Here is a 14613-nt window from a genome sequence, read left to right on the forward strand (position 1 = left end):
CATCACGTGTTGCGGTCTCTCAGTCCCGCCGTCTTAGCGGCTACGCTCGAACCTATGCCGGTATGGTCCAGGACGTCACGTGCAAACGCAGAAAAGAAGGCAGAAGTGTCAGTTGGTCAAGGCCACCCGGAGGGCTCCGAGGAGCTCCGCAAATGGCTGTCCGGGCTCAAACCCGTTACCGGGGCAGACACGATGCTGCGCTTCACCAAAACGCCTGAAGGCTCCATCGACCTGACGCACGCGCACCCCTCCGGCCTGGCCCAGCTGATGGCCGGCCGCAAGACGCGCCTCTCCACCCTGATCCGGGACCGGCAGCAGTACGTGGTGGCAGCCCGGGCCTCCCGGAACATCCGCTCGAAGATCTTCGAGCTGGCCAACGACCGCGGCATCGACGCCGGCTACCTCTCTGCCGGCACCGTTGTGTGGACGTCCGCCGTGGGCGGCAAACCGCAGCGCATCTCGGCGCCGGTCATGCTCACCGCCATCTCGCTGACGGTCCGGCCCGGGGAGGACGACTACGAACTCCAGCTGACGGAGCAGGCGCATATCAACCCCGCGCTGGTACGGCACCTGAAGAACATCCACGGCATCGTCTTCGACGTCAATGCCGTCACCCGGCTGGCCTACAGCACCGCCCGTTTCGATCCGCAGCCCGTCCTGGACCGGCTCGGCACCCTGATCAGGCCCATCCATGGCGCCGAAGCGCAGCACAACCTGCTGGTCTCCACCTTCGCCGACCTCTCCGGCAACCTGGACGACCCCTGGATCAACGACTCCAACCCGCTTATTTCCGCCCTGGCCACTGCGGGCGGCGGCGAAATTGTGGACGTGGAGCAGCCGGACCCCTCCCGCTTCCCTTCCCTGGACAGCAGGCACCCCAAGGACGAGCTGCTCCTGCTGGACGCGGACACCGACCAGCAGTACGTCATTGATGCTGCCCGTGCCGGCGACTCCCTGGTTGTCAGCAGCCCGCCGGGTACCGGACAAACGCAGACAGCCATCAACACCATCGGTGCGCTGGTGGATGCCGGAAAGACTGTGCTGGTGGTCGGGGACCGCCGCGCCAGCCTCAACGAAGTGTCCGGTCAGCTGGAAGGTTTGGGCCTGGAGTCCATCCTGTTCCAGCTGTCCGGGAACGTCACCGCCCAGCAGCTCAAGGCCCAGCTGGTCCGTGCGATTGTCCGCAACGAAAAGTCGCTGGAACCACAGCTTGGAAACCTCCACAGCACGTTGACCGAGCACCGCCACGCCCTGATGGACCATGTGGCCTCGCTCCACAACGTCCGCCAGCGGTGGGGATGCTCGCCGTACCAGGCCATGCAGTCGCTGGCGGAGCTGACGTCAATCCACCCTGCGCCGGCCACCACGGTGCGGCTGAAGCGGAGCGTCCTGGACAACATCCGGGACCGCGAGGAGCTCGCAGGCAGGCTCAAGCGTGCGGCGGAGCTGGGCAGCTTCAGCAAGGCCTCCACCACCAGCCCCTGGCATGGCGCCCGGCTGCTGACGCGGAAGGAGACCGAGGAAGCCCAGGATCTGGTCCGCTCCGTGGAGAAGAGCCTGCCCGCCCTCCGCGACCGCATGAAGGCAGTTGCCGAACACGCCGAAATCCGGCTCGGCGCCTCCTTCGCCGAGTGGGGCGAGCAGCTCGAGCTCCTGGTGGCGGTACGCGGAAGCCTGGACAAGTTCACCCCGGACATCTTCGACCGTCCGGTCACCGACCTCATTTCCGCCACCGCGCCCTCATCCTGGCGCAAGGAACGCGGCATCGACATGACGTCCATGCAGCGCTCAAGGCTGCGCAGGGTGGCGAAGGAGTACGTCAGGCCCGGAGTCCACATCGCCGACCTTCACACCTCGCTGCTCCTGGTCCAGGAGCAGCGGGCACTGTGGGCAGGCTATGCCACCACCCAGCGGCATCCCGCCGTTCCGTCGGGGCTCGCCGAAATGAACGCCATGTACAGGTCCCTGGACAGCGACCTTGCCCGCCTGGGGGAGGCCCTCCGGCACACGGCGGCCGGCGGCTCGCTCGCCACGGTCCGGTACGAAGAGCTGATGGAGCGCCTCGAACGGCTGGTGGCGGACACGGACACACTGAAGACACTTCCGGAGCGCACGCTGCTGGTGGAGAACATGCGTGAGCACGGCCTGGGCGAGCTCCTGGCCGACCTCGCGGAGCGGGAAGTTCCGGCCGGCTCGGTTGCCGCCGAGCTTGAACTCGCGTGGTGGCAGTCGGCGCTCGAGGCAATGATCAGCGGCGACGACTACCTGGCAATGTCCGACGGCGACGCCCTCCGCAGGCTGGAGGCCGAGTACCGCCTGGCTGACAACGCCCACATCGCCAGCGGTGCCGCGCGCCTTCGCTGGGACCTCGCAGAGCGCTGGCGCAGTGCCCTCGCCACCCATCCGCGCCAGGCGGATCTCCTTCGGAGCCTGCTCAAGGATGGCCGGGTATCCCTGCCGTCGCTCACGGCCCAGGCGCCGGAACTGATCGGCACGCTGGTCCCGGTCTGGTCCGTCAGCCCCTACCTGATGACCGGCCTGCTGCCGGCGGAGCAGCACTTCGACGCGGTGGTCATCCTGGACGCGGAAGCGACGTCCCTCCAGGCTGTGCTGCCGTCCGTTGCCCGGGCCAAACAGGTCATCGCGTTCGGTGACGCGCGGATCGCCAGCCCCCGGACTTTCACGGTGGGAGTGGAAAGGCTCGCACCCGGAGAGTCAGCGCACCACCGCGTGGACAGTGCTTTTAGCGCACTGTCGCAGGTGCTTCCTGTGTGGAGGCTCAACTTCGTCTACCGTGCGGTGGACGAGGACCTTGTGCTGCAGCTCAGCAAGAATTTTTACGACGGCGGCCTGCGGCGGCTGCCGGAAGGCCAGTCCGCCACCGGGCTGGACCGTTCCCTCCTCGTTGAGTACCTTCCGGACGGAACCGGGTTGCCGAGCGCCGACCACGAAGGCGTCGAATCCGTGGTGGCGGAAGTCAACCGCGTTGTCCAGCTGGTCTTCGAGCACGCACGGCTCCGCCCGCGTACGTCCCTGGCCGTGGTCACGGCCAGCCTCCGCCATGCGGCCCGGATCGGGGAGTCCATCCGGCTGCAGCTGCCCAACTACCCTGGCCTGGCCGGGTTCTTCGGCGCCGGCCCCGAGTCCTTCCGGGTGGTTGACCTGGAACGGGCGCAGGGACTGGTGCGCGATCACGTCATCTTCTCGCCCGGTTTTGGCCGCACCCCGCACGGCCGCGCCCTGCACAACTTCGGGCCGCTTTCCGCCGAGGGCGGCCGTGAGAAGTTTGCCCTGGCCATGACGCGGGCACGCCGGTCCTTGCACGTCCTTACCTGTTTCCGGCCCGAGGACCTGGACCACACCCGGCTGAGCCACGGCGCCGTGGACTTGTACTCCCTGCTGGACCGTGAAATTGCGGGGAATACTGATCTCGGAACTCCTGCATCACGGGCTGCGGCCAGCGAGCAGGCGCTGGGGGCAGATCCCCTGGTTGCCGACCTCGGGGACCGCCTGCGCGCCCGCGGCGCACGGGTGTGGCACCAGTATGACGGCGCCATCGACGTGGTTGCCGCCGCTGATCCCCTCAGCACCATGGGTCAGGAGCACGCGGACCTGCCGTGGCCGGTTGCGATTGAATCGGACGGCACGGAGCAGTACCGGACCATGAGTGTGCGGGAGCGGAGCCGGCTGCGCCCGCAGCTGCTGGAGCGCCTGGGATGGCGCTACATGCCGCTGTGGACCATCGAGGTGTTCACCGATCCCTCCGCCTGCGCCGACAGGATTGCCGGGTACCTGGGACTCGAGAAGATGGCCCTTTCCGGGCGTGCCGCCGCGTCCGTCGCCTTCCTGGACGACGATGTGGACCAGGCGCTCAACGGGATCGACGCCGAAAGCCAGGGCGAGCGGGAACGGCTGGCCATGGCTGATGCTGGCCAGGGCGACTCCGGGCCAGCCCCTGAAAGCCGGCCCGCTGCGCTGAGCGATGATCCCACAAAGGCCGAAGACCAGGACAGCAAGGAGGCGGGCACCATGCCCCAGGACCGCGAAGAAGACAACGCTCCAGACGCCGGGCAGCCCGCCGAAACTGATGCCGGACAGGACCAGGACGGAACACCCGGCACCGGGCCCAACAGTTCTGCGCTGCCCGCGGGGCCGGCCGTGCCCAACAAGGCCTCCGAGGACGACCCCCGCGCGTGGGGCGACCGGGAAGACGACGACCACGACGCCTGGCTGAAGGAGCAGAAACCGCCGCACTGGGGCTGAGGTCTTCACGGCCCCACCAGCACGAAGAACAGCTTGCCCTGGGTGGAGGCGCCTGCGAGCCGGGCTGCCTGTTCCGCGGTGGCGGCCACGACTATCAGGCCGTCTGTCTCGGCAGTACCCAGCCACTGTCCAGTCTGGCCGCCTTGGCCGGAGGTCCACAGCACGGGCACGCCGGAGGCCAGGATCTGGGGCGGGTCCTGCTGGTCGAAGCCGTTGGCCGAGGTGAGGACCACGTCCACCAGCTGCCCCGGGGAGACCAGCTGGATGGACGACGGATCGGCCATGCGTAGGGGTACGGCAGCGGATCCCGGGGGAGTGCCAGCCAGGAGGCCTGGACCGACAAGCTGGGCATCCGTGAGCAGCTGACCCTTGCGAAGGGGCGCCGCGAGCTGCTTGCCTGCCGCCTCACCCGGCTCCTTGAGGAATCCGCTGGCCATCATGCCGGGCGGAACCTGTGCAGCGGCGAGGTCTGCCTCCGATAGTGCGGCGCCGGCGGGGAGATCCCTCGCGGCGGTCAGCGCCGTCACCGTGTAGACCGGGGCGGGGGTGAGCTGGTGCACTGTGATGGCGGCCGCGACGCAGAGCAGCAACGCGACAACGAGGCGCCTGTTGCGGCTCAGCCAGCCCGCGAAGCGCGCGGGAGGACGCCTGCCTGTAACGCGGCCGGAGCCGCGGACCCTGCCAGGGCGTCGCCGCAGCCGCGGTTTCCGGAAGAGTCCGGGATGTGGCGCGCTTGAGGTGTTCCGGCTGGACTGGCGGTATGAAGGCATGTGCCTACGCTAGGGGCGGCGCAAAGAGATGCGGCAGTGCCCTGAGCGGGTATGTGGACAACCTTGCCCAACCGCCAGGCGGGCTTTGAGTCGAGGACCGTGCGTCAGCTGGCAGCGGCGGGGGCCGAAGCGGCCGGCGCGGGTGCCGGTGCCGCGGCAGGAGCGGCGGGAGCAGCCGAAACCGTGCTGCCCTTGGCGTCCCGGGAGTCCGTGCGGTAGAAGCCGGAACCCTTGAAGACGACACCCACGCTGTTGAACTTCTTGCGCAGGGCACCCTGGCACTCGGGGCAGGACGTCAGAGAGCTGTCCGAGAACGACTGGACGATGTCAAAGGCATGGCCGCAATCCTTGCAGGCGTAAGCATACGTTGGCACTGGTGCTCCTCCTCTTGGGCAAAACGAGAGGTCCCGGACTGCCGCTTGTTAATCCAACTGGATGTCCCATTAGCAGTCACAGGGCCTGAGTGCCAATTCTAGCATTCCCCTGCGCCCGGATATTGCGGTCAGGCGGCGTTCGCCAGGTCCCTGAACCCGGAAGGAAGCACGACGCCAGGCACGGGACGGTCGAATTCCTCCACCGGAATCGCGCCGGCGGGCAGTAATTCCCCGTCATAAAGAACTGCGGCAAGGGGAATATGCTTCCCGGCGGACGCAAGGTGGCCCAGGAACTTGTCATAGTAGCCGCCGCCCTGGCCGATCCTGCTGCCTGCGAGATCGACGGCCGTGGCAGGGATGAACAGCGCAGCGGCTTGGCCGGCAATCTCAATCTCGTGCCGGGTCCCGACCGGTTCCAGGATCGGGGCGAACCTGCTGCGTGCCAGCTCAATGCCCGGCGCCCAGAAGACCCATCCCAGTTCACGCCCTGGTTCGCAGACGGGAAGCAGAACCCTGTGGCCGTCGTCGTGCAGTGCTGCAATCAGCGGCAGCGTGGGCGGTTCCGCGCCGACGCCCAGGTAGACGCACACCGTGGCCTCCTCTGCCGGCATCACCGAAGCCGCCCACGCCGCGCCATGCTTGGCCAGGGCGGTTCCGGCCTCCTCCCGTTCCAGGGATGTCATCGCAGCCCTTCGGCGGCGGTGGGCAGCACGGATCAGGTCCTTGGCTGCTTTCGTTTCCTCAAGCGTCATGTGTCTCCTCCATACTGCCGCGCGCCGGCGGCCGGTTATCCGTGTGGTAAATCCGTCGGGTGCCTGCAGGGGCCGCTGGCTCCGTTGTTTACTGAATGCTTGACGCTGACGTTAGATTAGTCCGGTGACTACCAGTAACCCGAGAGTTCGCAAAGCCGTCATTCCTGCCGCCGGACTCGGTACCAGGTTCCTGCCGGCAACCAAGGCGATGCCCAAGGAAATGCTCCCCGTCGTGGACAAGCCTGCCATCCAGTACGTGGTTGAGGAAGCCGTGAACGTCGGCCTCCACGACCTCCTCATGATCACCGGGCGCAACAAACGGGCACTGGAAGACCACTTCGACCGCGTGCCGTCCCTCGAATCCACCCTTGAGGGCAAGGGGGACACCGAGAAACTCGCATCCGTCCAGGCCGCCAGCAAGCTGGGCGATATCCACTACGTCCGGCAGGGAGACCCGCACGGACTGGGCCACGCCGTGCTGCGCGCGAAGCAGCACGTTGGTAATGAAGCCTTTGCCGTGCTGCTGGGCGATGACCTCATCGATGCCCGGGACGAACTGCTGGGCACCATGATCGACGTGCAGGCGGAAACGGGAGGGTCCGTCATCGCGCTCATCGAAGTGGAACCGTCCGAGATCAGCGCCTACGGCTGCGCTGACGTCCAGCCGATCGACGGCGAATCCTACGTTCGCGTCAACCGCCTGGTGGAGAAGCCAAGCACCGAAGAGGCGCCGTCCAACCTTGCGCTGATCGGCCGCTACGTCCTCCACCCTGCCGTCTTTGAGGTCTTGGAACGCACCGCCCCCGGGCGCGGAGACGAAATCCAGCTGACGGACGCCCTCCAGGAACTGGCGACCGGCGAAGGCGAGGGATACGGAGTGTACGGCGTTGTGTTCCGTGGGCGCCGCTACGACACCGGGGACAAGCTCAGCTATCTCAAGGCCTGCGTTCAGCTCGCCATTGACAGCGAGGACCTGGGGCCGGGCTTGCGGGAGTGGCTGCCGGGGTTCACCGCCGGCCTGTCCAAGTAGCGCCGTGCGCGCTGGTCCAATTTGGCCCGTAACCCTGGAGTGCGGGGATCTGGTCCTGCGGCCCATCCGGTACCGGGACAAGAAGGAGTGGACTGAGGTCAGGTCCCGCAACAGTGAGTGGCTTGCTCCGTGGGAAGCTTCCAACCCGGATCCTGCCGGAGGCCTCCCGGACTACCGGCAAATGGTCCGGTCATTGAAGACGCAGGCAGCGCAGGCTACTGCATTGCCTTTCGTTATCACCGAGCGGATTCCCACCGCCGGGAGCCCCGCCATTATTGGCCAGTTGACCGTTTCATCGATCGTGTGGGGATCAGCGATGATGGCGACCCTTGGCTACTGGGTGGACCGGGGCCGGGCAGGCCATGGCATTGCACCCACTGCCGTGGCCATGGTTACGGACCACTGCTTCCGGACACTTGGCCTGCACCGGATGGAAATCAACATCAGGCCGGAGAACGGACCAAGCCTCCGCGTGGTGGAAAAGCTGGGCTTCCGGGACGAGGGATACCGGCCCCGCTACCTGCACATCAACGGGGAGTGGGCTGACCACCGGTCGTTCGCGTTGACCGCGGAAGAGGTCCCGGACGGGCTGCTCCGGCCCTGGCTCGCCTCACGGCCGTCATAAATCCATTGATTTGCCGGCTGCGCCACGACACACCGCAGCTAATGCTGCCGCAGCGGACAGGATGCTCATACGGTTTTGAGTGTGGACTTCCCCCTTAGCAGCTCAGTGATCCTTGTGGTTGCCGTCGTGCTCTGGATTGTGTGGGTTGCGCCCTACGTCCTCCGGAACCGCAGGCACCAGTTCCAGCCCGCCGGCGATTTCGCGGCGGAGCCCGCAGCAGATGAAACACCGGAACCGCCAGCCGCTTTGGTATTGAACGTCGCCGCCCAGCAGGAGAAAGCCATGGACACCAGGAAGAGTGCCGGACCCGCGACCGCCACTGCCGGCTCCCCAACCGGGGGTACGTCCCGGATTCGCTACGGCCGCACCGGCATTGCCCTGGTTGGGCTGCTGTCGCTGGTCACCGCGTTCGTTTCCGGTGTGCTTTTGCTCTTCGGGCTGGGCGCTCCTGTCCTTCCCCTGACGTGCCTGGCGCTCACCGCCGGGTCCGTTATCCTCCTGCGCTGGCTGGCCGTTCGGGACAGGAGGGCAAAGGTCAACGCAGCCTTCCGGGCCGCCATGACCGCACCGGCCCGGCAGCCCAAACCCGCTGCCAGCCTCCCGCCACGGCCGGAAGCGGCTCCGGCGAAGCAGGACAACCCCCTTTTCGACGCCGAGGCGCACGAGCCCAGGATTAGGCCGCTGACTGCCATGGAACTGCGTGAGGCCGCCCTTGCTGTGGCGGTTGCCGCGGGCGATTCAAGCGCGGCATCTGCCGGCTCCGCGGCCAGTGCAGCTGCTCCGTCCACGTGGGAACCGGTGGAGGTTCCCAAACCCGTCTATGTTGAGGCAGCCAAGGCCGAGCGCCCGGCGCCTGAGCCGCTGGAGCTCCCGGAGGCACCGAAAGCCACGGGCAAGCCGTCCCTCAAGCAGGGCGTTGCCGCCGCGCCGCCGGCAGCCGCCGAGGGCCAGGAACTGTCCAAGGCGCAGAGTGCCCTCAGCAACCTCGACGACGTCCTGCAGCGCCGCCGCGCCTGACTGGTGGGCGCCGTCAGGCGAAGCCCTACGTATCCCACCGGCACGCTGGTGCGGGGTTGGAGGCTGCAGTTTGGCATTAAGCCGGAAAAATTTGTAGCCTAGGGTCACCGGTGCCGCTCCTGCAGGGGCGGATCCATCCGGGGCTATAGCTCAGTTGGTAGAGCGCTTCGTTCGCATCGAAGAGGTCAGGAGTTCGAATCTCCTTAGCTCCACACAACGCAGCCCCCGGGCAGGGGATGTGATCTGAAATCCGGTTCGTCAATTGGCCTGATGATCTCCGGGGTTGCCCTGGAACCCCCGGCACCATGGGCCACTTCATTTTATTCAGCCACCGGTTTGCGCGGCCGAGCCTCATGACCGGTTGTCCCACGCGGTCCACCCCCAACCCCAATGACCTACCTAACGTCTTATCGGGGGCATGGTTGGCTGCCTGGCGGCAGCATTGAATGCCAGACTTAACCCTCACTCAGGCACGACTCTAAGAAGGTCTGTGATGGCGGTTCACGGCCACCGGTTGCGGGATTGGGCGGCCCGGCACGACATTGCGCTTTACCTTGGGCTGGCGTACGTCATTTCCTGGTCCATCTGGCCGCTGGTGCTCCTGAACCCGGAGAGCAGTCCACTGGTGCCCTTCGGGCCGGGGCTGGCGGCGGTCCTGGTTGCTTTCCTCGTGGGAGGCCGCCCCGAGTTGCTGGGCCTTCTGCGCCAGCTCGGACGCTGGCGGGTCAACCCTGCGTGGTACGGCGTGGCACTGGGTATGCCGCTGGTTGCCCCCGGCCTTGCCCTGTGGGCTGCAGTGGCCGCAGGGGCACCGGTTCCGCGCTGGGAGCCGGCTGACTTGCTGCAGGTTGCCGGTTCGATCGTCGTCACGATCGTTATTGTCGGCACCTTTGAGGAGCTCGGCTGGCGCGGGTTTCTGCTGCCGCGGCTGCAACGGGATTACAGCGCGTTGCGGGCCGCGCTGATCATTGGGCTGGCGTGGTTTCCCTGGCACCTTCCGGAACTGGTGTCGGACCCGGGCCAGCGTCCTTTGACGCCCTTTGCGGTGTATATCCTTGCGCAGTCGGTGCTGCTTGCCTGGCTGTACAACAGCACTCAGGCGAGCCTGCCGGTTGTTGTCCTGTTCCATGCCGCCTTCAACAGCTTCACGAAGTTTTTCCTCGCCGACCTGCAGGGCAGTCCGTACCCCTACCTCGTGGCGTGGTGGGTTTTGGCCGGAGTTGTTGCCGTCCTGGCCGTGGCAGCGGTCGCTTACGCCGGCAGCCGCGACCTGGTGAAGGGTGCGCCCAGGCCCGCACACTAACTCCCTGACACGCCCTCCACGGCAACAGTTTCATCGGACTCCACCCGCTTCAGCTTCGCAAGGAGCCGGGCGGTCTCCGCCAATGCGGACCGAAGCCGCGCGTCATCCGCAGACACGGACGCGGCACCCCAGTCCATCGGGGCGGTACCAACCACGAACAGGGTTGTTCCGCGGGCCGCCGCTGCCCCAAGTGCGCCAGCAAAGAGCTCCCATGCTTCCGCCTGTGGACCGGCATCCGATGGCTCAGGCGGCGGAACACCATCAATGACCCACAGCTCCGCCCCCGCTGCGAGGAGGGAATAGTCTTCCCTGGAGGTACCCGGGGCGCACAGTTCGTCGAAGCTGATCCACAGCAGTTCCGGTTCGCAGGCCTTGGCGGCAAAGACGCGGGACCCGGCATGTGCCGCCAGGTGCCGGCCCGGTGGCGGCGGGAAGAGGCCGTATACCGCCAGCTGCCGGCTGCTGCCGGGCACCAGGATGCGGCCCTCGGGGAGGGCTGGCCGCTCCGGCTCGGCGGCCATGGCCTACAGCCAGCCCTTCTTCTTGAAGATGCCGTACATGAGGGCCGCCATCGCGATCATGATGCCAATGGACAGCGGGTAGCCCAGTTCCCAGTGGAGCTCCGGCATGTGGTCAAAGTTCATCCCGTACACACCGGCAACGAAAGACGGCGCGAAGAAGATCGCCGCCCAGGAGGAGATCTTCTTCACCTGTTCGTTCTGTTCGGCGCTGGCCTCGTTCTGCCGGTTTGCGGTGAGGGTGCCGTCCAAGGTGAGCGCGTTCTGCAGCAGGTCCCGGAAGGAATCCGCCCGGGAGATCACGCGCTCTACGTGGTCTTCGACGTCGCGGAGGCTGTGCCGCAGGTCCGTTTCCACGCCGTACTTCTCGAATCCGCGTTCAAGTTGGTGCAACATGTCCGGCAGTGGATGGATTGCCCGCTGGAACTGGATGACTTCCCGGGCCAGTTCGTAGATCCGGCGGGACACCGTGGTGTCGCCGCTGAAAAGCTGGTCCTCGATCTCGTCGATATCGTTTTCGAGTCCGGCCACCACAGGTGCGTAGTCATCCACCACGCGGTCCAGCAGTGCGTACAGGACTGCTTCGGGCCCGTGGCGCAGGAGGTCGGGCCGGGCCTCCATGCGGCGCCGCACCCGGGCCACGCCGGCCATCTCTGCATGGCGGACCGTGACCACATAGTTTTTGCCGGTGAAGATGTGGAGTTCGCCGAATTCCACGCTTTCGGAGTCGTCAATGTACCGGGCGGGCCGGAGGACCGTGAACAGGCTGTCGTCGTAGCGCTCCAGTTTGGGGCGCTGGTGCGCGGAGATGGCGTCTTCCACCGCAAGGTCGTGGAGGCCAAACTCGCTTGCCACCGCCGCCATTTCCTCCGGCGTGGGCCGGTACAGCCCGATCCAGGCCATTCCGCCGTGGTGCGCAAGCATGTCAAAGGTCTGTTCGAGGCTCTCGGGTTCCACGTGGCGCACGCCGTCCACATAGACGGCATTGTCGATGATGGTCATGGGCGCCGGGCCCCGGGCGAGGGGCGTGCAGCCATCAGGACATTCCTCCGATGATCGCACCGGAGACCGCCATCGCCACCAGGTCGTGGCCGGAATCGATGAGGGTGACGGCTGCGGGGCGTCCTGCAAAGCCGTTGTGGATGACGTGGCCGCCTGCGCGGAAAACCAGGCCCATAACCAGGGCGAACAAGCCGCCGGCCAGGGCGTTGTCCAGCCCAAGCCTGGCGATCAGGACAGCCAGCAGGATCGCCGTCAGTGCCGCAGCCACCATCATCGGCAGCCAGATGCCGGCGCCGCCGCCCATGTTCTTCAGGTCGTCCTCCGTCTTGCCGATCGCGGCCATCCAGCGGTTGCCGAGCACTGCAGGCATGTACCAGACAAAGCCGATGGCCATGCTTGCGACGAAGGCGAGCAGCACGGCAAGCCAGTTGATCTGTGAAACGTATGAGAGCCAATCCATTCTGGAAATCCTAGCCGCCCGGCCGTGGTCAGGTGTTGGACGCCCTGGCGAGGCCGCTGATGAGGGGCTCGGTGCGGTAGGGGATGTGGGTGTGCAGCGCCAGGACTGTTTCGGTCCGGATCACGCCCTTGATCCTCAGGACCTGCCGGAGGGAGGACTGGAGGTTGTGGGTGTCTGTGGCCACCACCCGGCACCAGACATCCCCACGGCCCGAGATTTCGTGGACCTCCAGGACCTGGGGTATCAACCGGAGCGCAGCGACCACGCCGTCCAGTTCGCGGTGGGAGACCTCGATGGTCACAAAGGCCACCACGTCATAGCCCACCGCCTCCAGGTCCACCTCGCGGCCGCCGGGCCGCAGCACGCCCGCACGGAGGAGGCGCCGGACCCGGGTCTGGGCCGTGTTCCGGGCAATGCCCAGCGATTCGGCCAGTTCGCCGATCTGGATCCGGGGATCGCGGATCATTGCCAGGAGAATTTTGAGGTCGGTGGGGTCCAACTGGTTCATATAGTCACTCTCAGTCACACACGAACGGCAATACTGATGATCCTGCGCAATTCTTCCATGAAAATCCGATCAAAGGAGCAGCACTAACGCACTCTTAAGGCATCGGATATCCACCCCGCGCCGGACTCCCACAAGGATCTCCACCGCGGTATGAACCAGAGGCGGCACACGATGACGGTCTTCAGTGAACTCCGCATGCGCCCGGCCCCGGCTGCTGCCTCCGCCGGGTGGGATGCATCCACCACAACCCGGCTCGTGATGGCGGGAACCGTAATTTTCACCCTCCTGGTGGGCGCCAACCTGGCAACACCGTTGTATCCCCTCCTGCAGGCCGAACTTGGGCTGTCCACGCTGGGAGTCACCGCCGCGTTCGCCAGCTACGTCCTGTCCCTGGTTGCCACGCTGATGCTGGCCGGGCACTGGTCTGACCACATCGGCCGGCGGGCTGCGCTCATCCTGGCCGTCCTTGCAGGACTGGCCGGCGGGTGGCTCTTCGCTGAAGCAGAAACGCTCGCTGCGCTGTGCGCGGGCAGGGCCCTGCAGGGGACAGCGGTTGCGCTGGCCACGGGTGCCAGTGCCGCGGCCCTGCGCGAACTCCTTCCGTCCCGCCCGGAGTGGGCCTCCCGCTTCACGTTGCTGGCCTCATCCGGGGGAGTGGCGGCGGGGCCGGTCATTGGGGGACTGCTGTCACTCCTCCCGGGCGCCACCACATCCCCGTACTATGTCCATTCCCTGATCCTTGCCGGGCTCCTGGTGCCGCTGTTCCTGCTGCGTGCCCGCCCCGCGATCAGCCTCCCCGCACCCTCCCGGCCGCTGAAGGCCCTCGCGCCGCGCCGCCCTTCCGTATCCCGCGAGGCGAGGGGAGCCTTCTGGCTTGCCGCCGGCGTCGGATTCCTCAGCTTTGCGGTCTTCGGATTCTGCCTGTCGCTGGCCCCCGGCTACTTTGCGCAGGTGCTGCACACCGATTCCCGCCCCTTGGTGGGCGTCCTGGCCGGCCTGGCCCTGGCGTCCTCCGCGCTGAGCCAGCTGCTGACCCTCCGGGGCCGCTACACGGTTCCGGCCGGACTGGCAGTCATGGGCGTGTCCGTCGTGCTCCTGGGGGCGGCGGGAGCGTGGCACAGTCCCGTGCTGCTGGTCGCCGCAGCCCTTGCCGCCGGTGTGGGCCAGGGAACCGCGTTCCGCACCGTCTTCAACAACGTTGCGGCCAGGGTGGAGGCATCGCGGCACGCACAGATTGTCAGCACCGTCTACGTCATCACCTACCTTGGCAGCGCGGTGCCGGTCCTCGGCCTAGGCTGGGCAGCCGGCGTCTTCGGCCTGCCCGCTGCGGTGGCCGGGTTCGTGGGGCTGTGCGGCGGTGCAGCACTGATCCTGTCGGCCGTGACGCTCCGGCTCGCGCTCATCGGGCGCCGCGGGTAGCCTGCCCCGGCACGTTCCGGCAGGCAGGTTGGGGCAGCCCTGCTAATCCGGCAACGGACCGTGATTGCCCTGGATGTGTTCGAACACCAGCGTTGTCTCGGTGTGCCCCACCACGGGGTCCGTAGCCAGGTTGTCCAGCACCCAGTCCCGCAGGTCCTCGGTGGTTGCGACGGCAATATGCAGCAGGTAGTCCACAGAGCCCGAGGTGTGGAAGGTGGACAGCACGGCAGGCAGGTGCGGCACCCTGCCCGTGAAACGGTCAATCTGGTCGCGGTCATGGGCACGGAGCCGCACGGCAACCAGCGCCTGTACGGACCGGCCGATTGCTGACAGGTTGAGCTTCGCCTCGTAGCCCTGGACGATTCCCCGCTCTGACAGGGCGCGGGTGCGCATCAGGGCGGTGGAAGGGGCGATTCCCACCAGTTCCGCGAGCTGCTTGTTGGAGATCCGGGCATCGGCCACCAGGGCCGCCAGCAGCCGCTCGTCAATCGCGTCGAGCGGTTCCAGATGCGCTCCCGGCCTGGCGTTCCTGGCATTCGTGCTCACTGCAGCTCCTCGTGACGATCCTGGGT

The 14613-nt window shown here is 66.8% G+C and carries 14 protein-coding genes and 1 tRNA gene; 7 read left to right on the forward strand and 8 right to left on the reverse strand.

Annotated elements, in window-relative coordinates; translation table 11 throughout:
* Positions 1-54 precede the first annotated feature (54 nt).
* Complete coding sequence (locus IEX33_RS03035; protein WP_188727556.1) at positions 55-4263, forward strand: DUF4011 domain-containing protein; 4209 nt, start codon at positions 55-57, stop codon at positions 4261-4263.
* Between the two features lie 5 nt (positions 4264-4268).
* Here IEX33_RS03035 and cpaB read toward each other — a convergent pair whose 3' ends face one another.
* The 3 genes from cpaB to IEX33_RS03050 all read right to left on the reverse strand — a co-directional run bounded on the left by cpaB (position 4269) and on the right by IEX33_RS03050 (position 6159).
* Positions 4269-5033: a Flp pilus assembly protein CpaB gene (gene cpaB / locus IEX33_RS03040; protein WP_188727558.1), complete on the reverse strand. Its 765-nt coding sequence runs from the start codon at positions 5031-5033 to the stop codon at positions 4269-4271.
* A gap of 104 nt (positions 5034-5137) precedes the next feature.
* The gene (locus IEX33_RS03045; protein ID WP_188727560.1) at positions 5138-5407 is read right to left on the reverse strand and encodes an FmdB family zinc ribbon protein; all 270 of its coding nucleotides are present in this window, start codon (positions 5405-5407) and stop codon (positions 5138-5140) included.
* Between the two features lie 128 nt (positions 5408-5535).
* Positions 5536-6159, reverse strand: a complete 624-nt coding sequence (locus IEX33_RS03050; RefSeq protein WP_188727562.1) for a 5-formyltetrahydrofolate cyclo-ligase — start codon at positions 6157-6159, stop codon at positions 5536-5538.
* Between the two features lie 124 nt (positions 6160-6283).
* Between IEX33_RS03050 and galU the strand changes: the two genes are divergently transcribed.
* From galU to IEX33_RS03075, 5 genes are all read left to right on the forward strand, one after another.
* Entirely contained in the window at positions 6284-7189 is a 906-nt protein-coding gene (gene galU, locus IEX33_RS03055; RefSeq protein WP_104185105.1) for a UTP--glucose-1-phosphate uridylyltransferase GalU, read from the forward strand.
* A 4-nt stretch (positions 7190-7193) separates the two neighbouring features.
* Entirely contained in the window at positions 7194-7814 is a 621-nt protein-coding gene (locus IEX33_RS03060; protein ID WP_188727564.1) for a GNAT family N-acetyltransferase, read from the forward strand.
* A gap of 81 nt (positions 7815-7895) precedes the next feature.
* Complete coding sequence (locus IEX33_RS03065; RefSeq protein ID WP_229675204.1) at positions 7896-8831, forward strand: hypothetical protein; 936 nt, start codon at positions 7896-7898, stop codon at positions 8829-8831.
* A 139-nt stretch (positions 8832-8970) separates the two neighbouring features.
* Positions 8971-9043: transfer RNA gene (locus tag IEX33_RS03070), tRNA-Ala, on the forward strand.
* Between the two features lie 281 nt (positions 9044-9324).
* Complete coding sequence (locus IEX33_RS03075; RefSeq protein WP_188727566.1) at positions 9325-10134, forward strand: CPBP family intramembrane glutamic endopeptidase; 810 nt, start codon at positions 9325-9327, stop codon at positions 10132-10134.
* Here the strand turns inward: IEX33_RS03075 and IEX33_RS03080 are convergent.
* Genes IEX33_RS03080 through IEX33_RS03095 form a run of 4 tightly spaced genes read right to left on the reverse strand, consistent with a single transcriptional unit; the run spans position 10131 to position 12622 of the window.
* The gene (locus tag IEX33_RS03080; RefSeq protein ID WP_188727567.1) at positions 10131-10655 is read right to left on the reverse strand and encodes a hypothetical protein; all 525 of its coding nucleotides are present in this window, start codon (positions 10653-10655) and stop codon (positions 10131-10133) included. The genes IEX33_RS03075 and IEX33_RS03080 overlap by 4 nt on opposite strands.
* A gap of 3 nt (positions 10656-10658) precedes the next feature.
* Complete coding sequence (corA, locus tag IEX33_RS03085) at positions 10659-11654, reverse strand: magnesium/cobalt transporter CorA (protein ID WP_188727569.1); 996 nt, start codon at positions 11652-11654, stop codon at positions 10659-10661.
* A 34-nt stretch (positions 11655-11688) separates the two neighbouring features.
* Positions 11689-12114 (reverse strand): DUF1761 domain-containing protein, encoded by a 426-nt coding sequence (locus tag IEX33_RS03090; protein ID WP_188727571.1) that lies wholly within the window; start codon positions 12112-12114, stop codon positions 11689-11691.
* A 28-nt stretch (positions 12115-12142) separates the two neighbouring features.
* On the reverse strand, positions 12143-12622 hold the full coding sequence (locus IEX33_RS03095; protein WP_188727573.1) for an Lrp/AsnC family transcriptional regulator: 480 nt from the start codon (positions 12620-12622) through the stop codon (positions 12143-12145).
* Between the two features lie 171 nt (positions 12623-12793).
* Between IEX33_RS03095 and IEX33_RS03100 the strand changes: the two genes are divergently transcribed.
* Complete coding sequence (locus IEX33_RS03100) at positions 12794-14041, forward strand: MFS transporter (RefSeq protein ID WP_188728194.1); 1248 nt, start codon at positions 12794-12796, stop codon at positions 14039-14041.
* A gap of 42 nt (positions 14042-14083) precedes the next feature.
* On the opposite strand, the gene IEX33_RS03105 is transcribed toward IEX33_RS03100, so the two are convergent.
* On the reverse strand, positions 14084-14587 hold the full coding sequence (locus IEX33_RS03105; RefSeq protein WP_066277621.1) for an Lrp/AsnC family transcriptional regulator: 504 nt from the start codon (positions 14585-14587) through the stop codon (positions 14084-14086).
* Between the last annotated feature and the right edge of the window lie 26 nt (positions 14588-14613).

It is taken from the genome of Pseudarthrobacter scleromae (assembly GCF_014644515.1).
In the GTDB taxonomy this organism is placed as follows: Bacteria; Actinomycetota; Actinomycetes; order Actinomycetales; family Micrococcaceae; genus Arthrobacter; species Arthrobacter scleromae.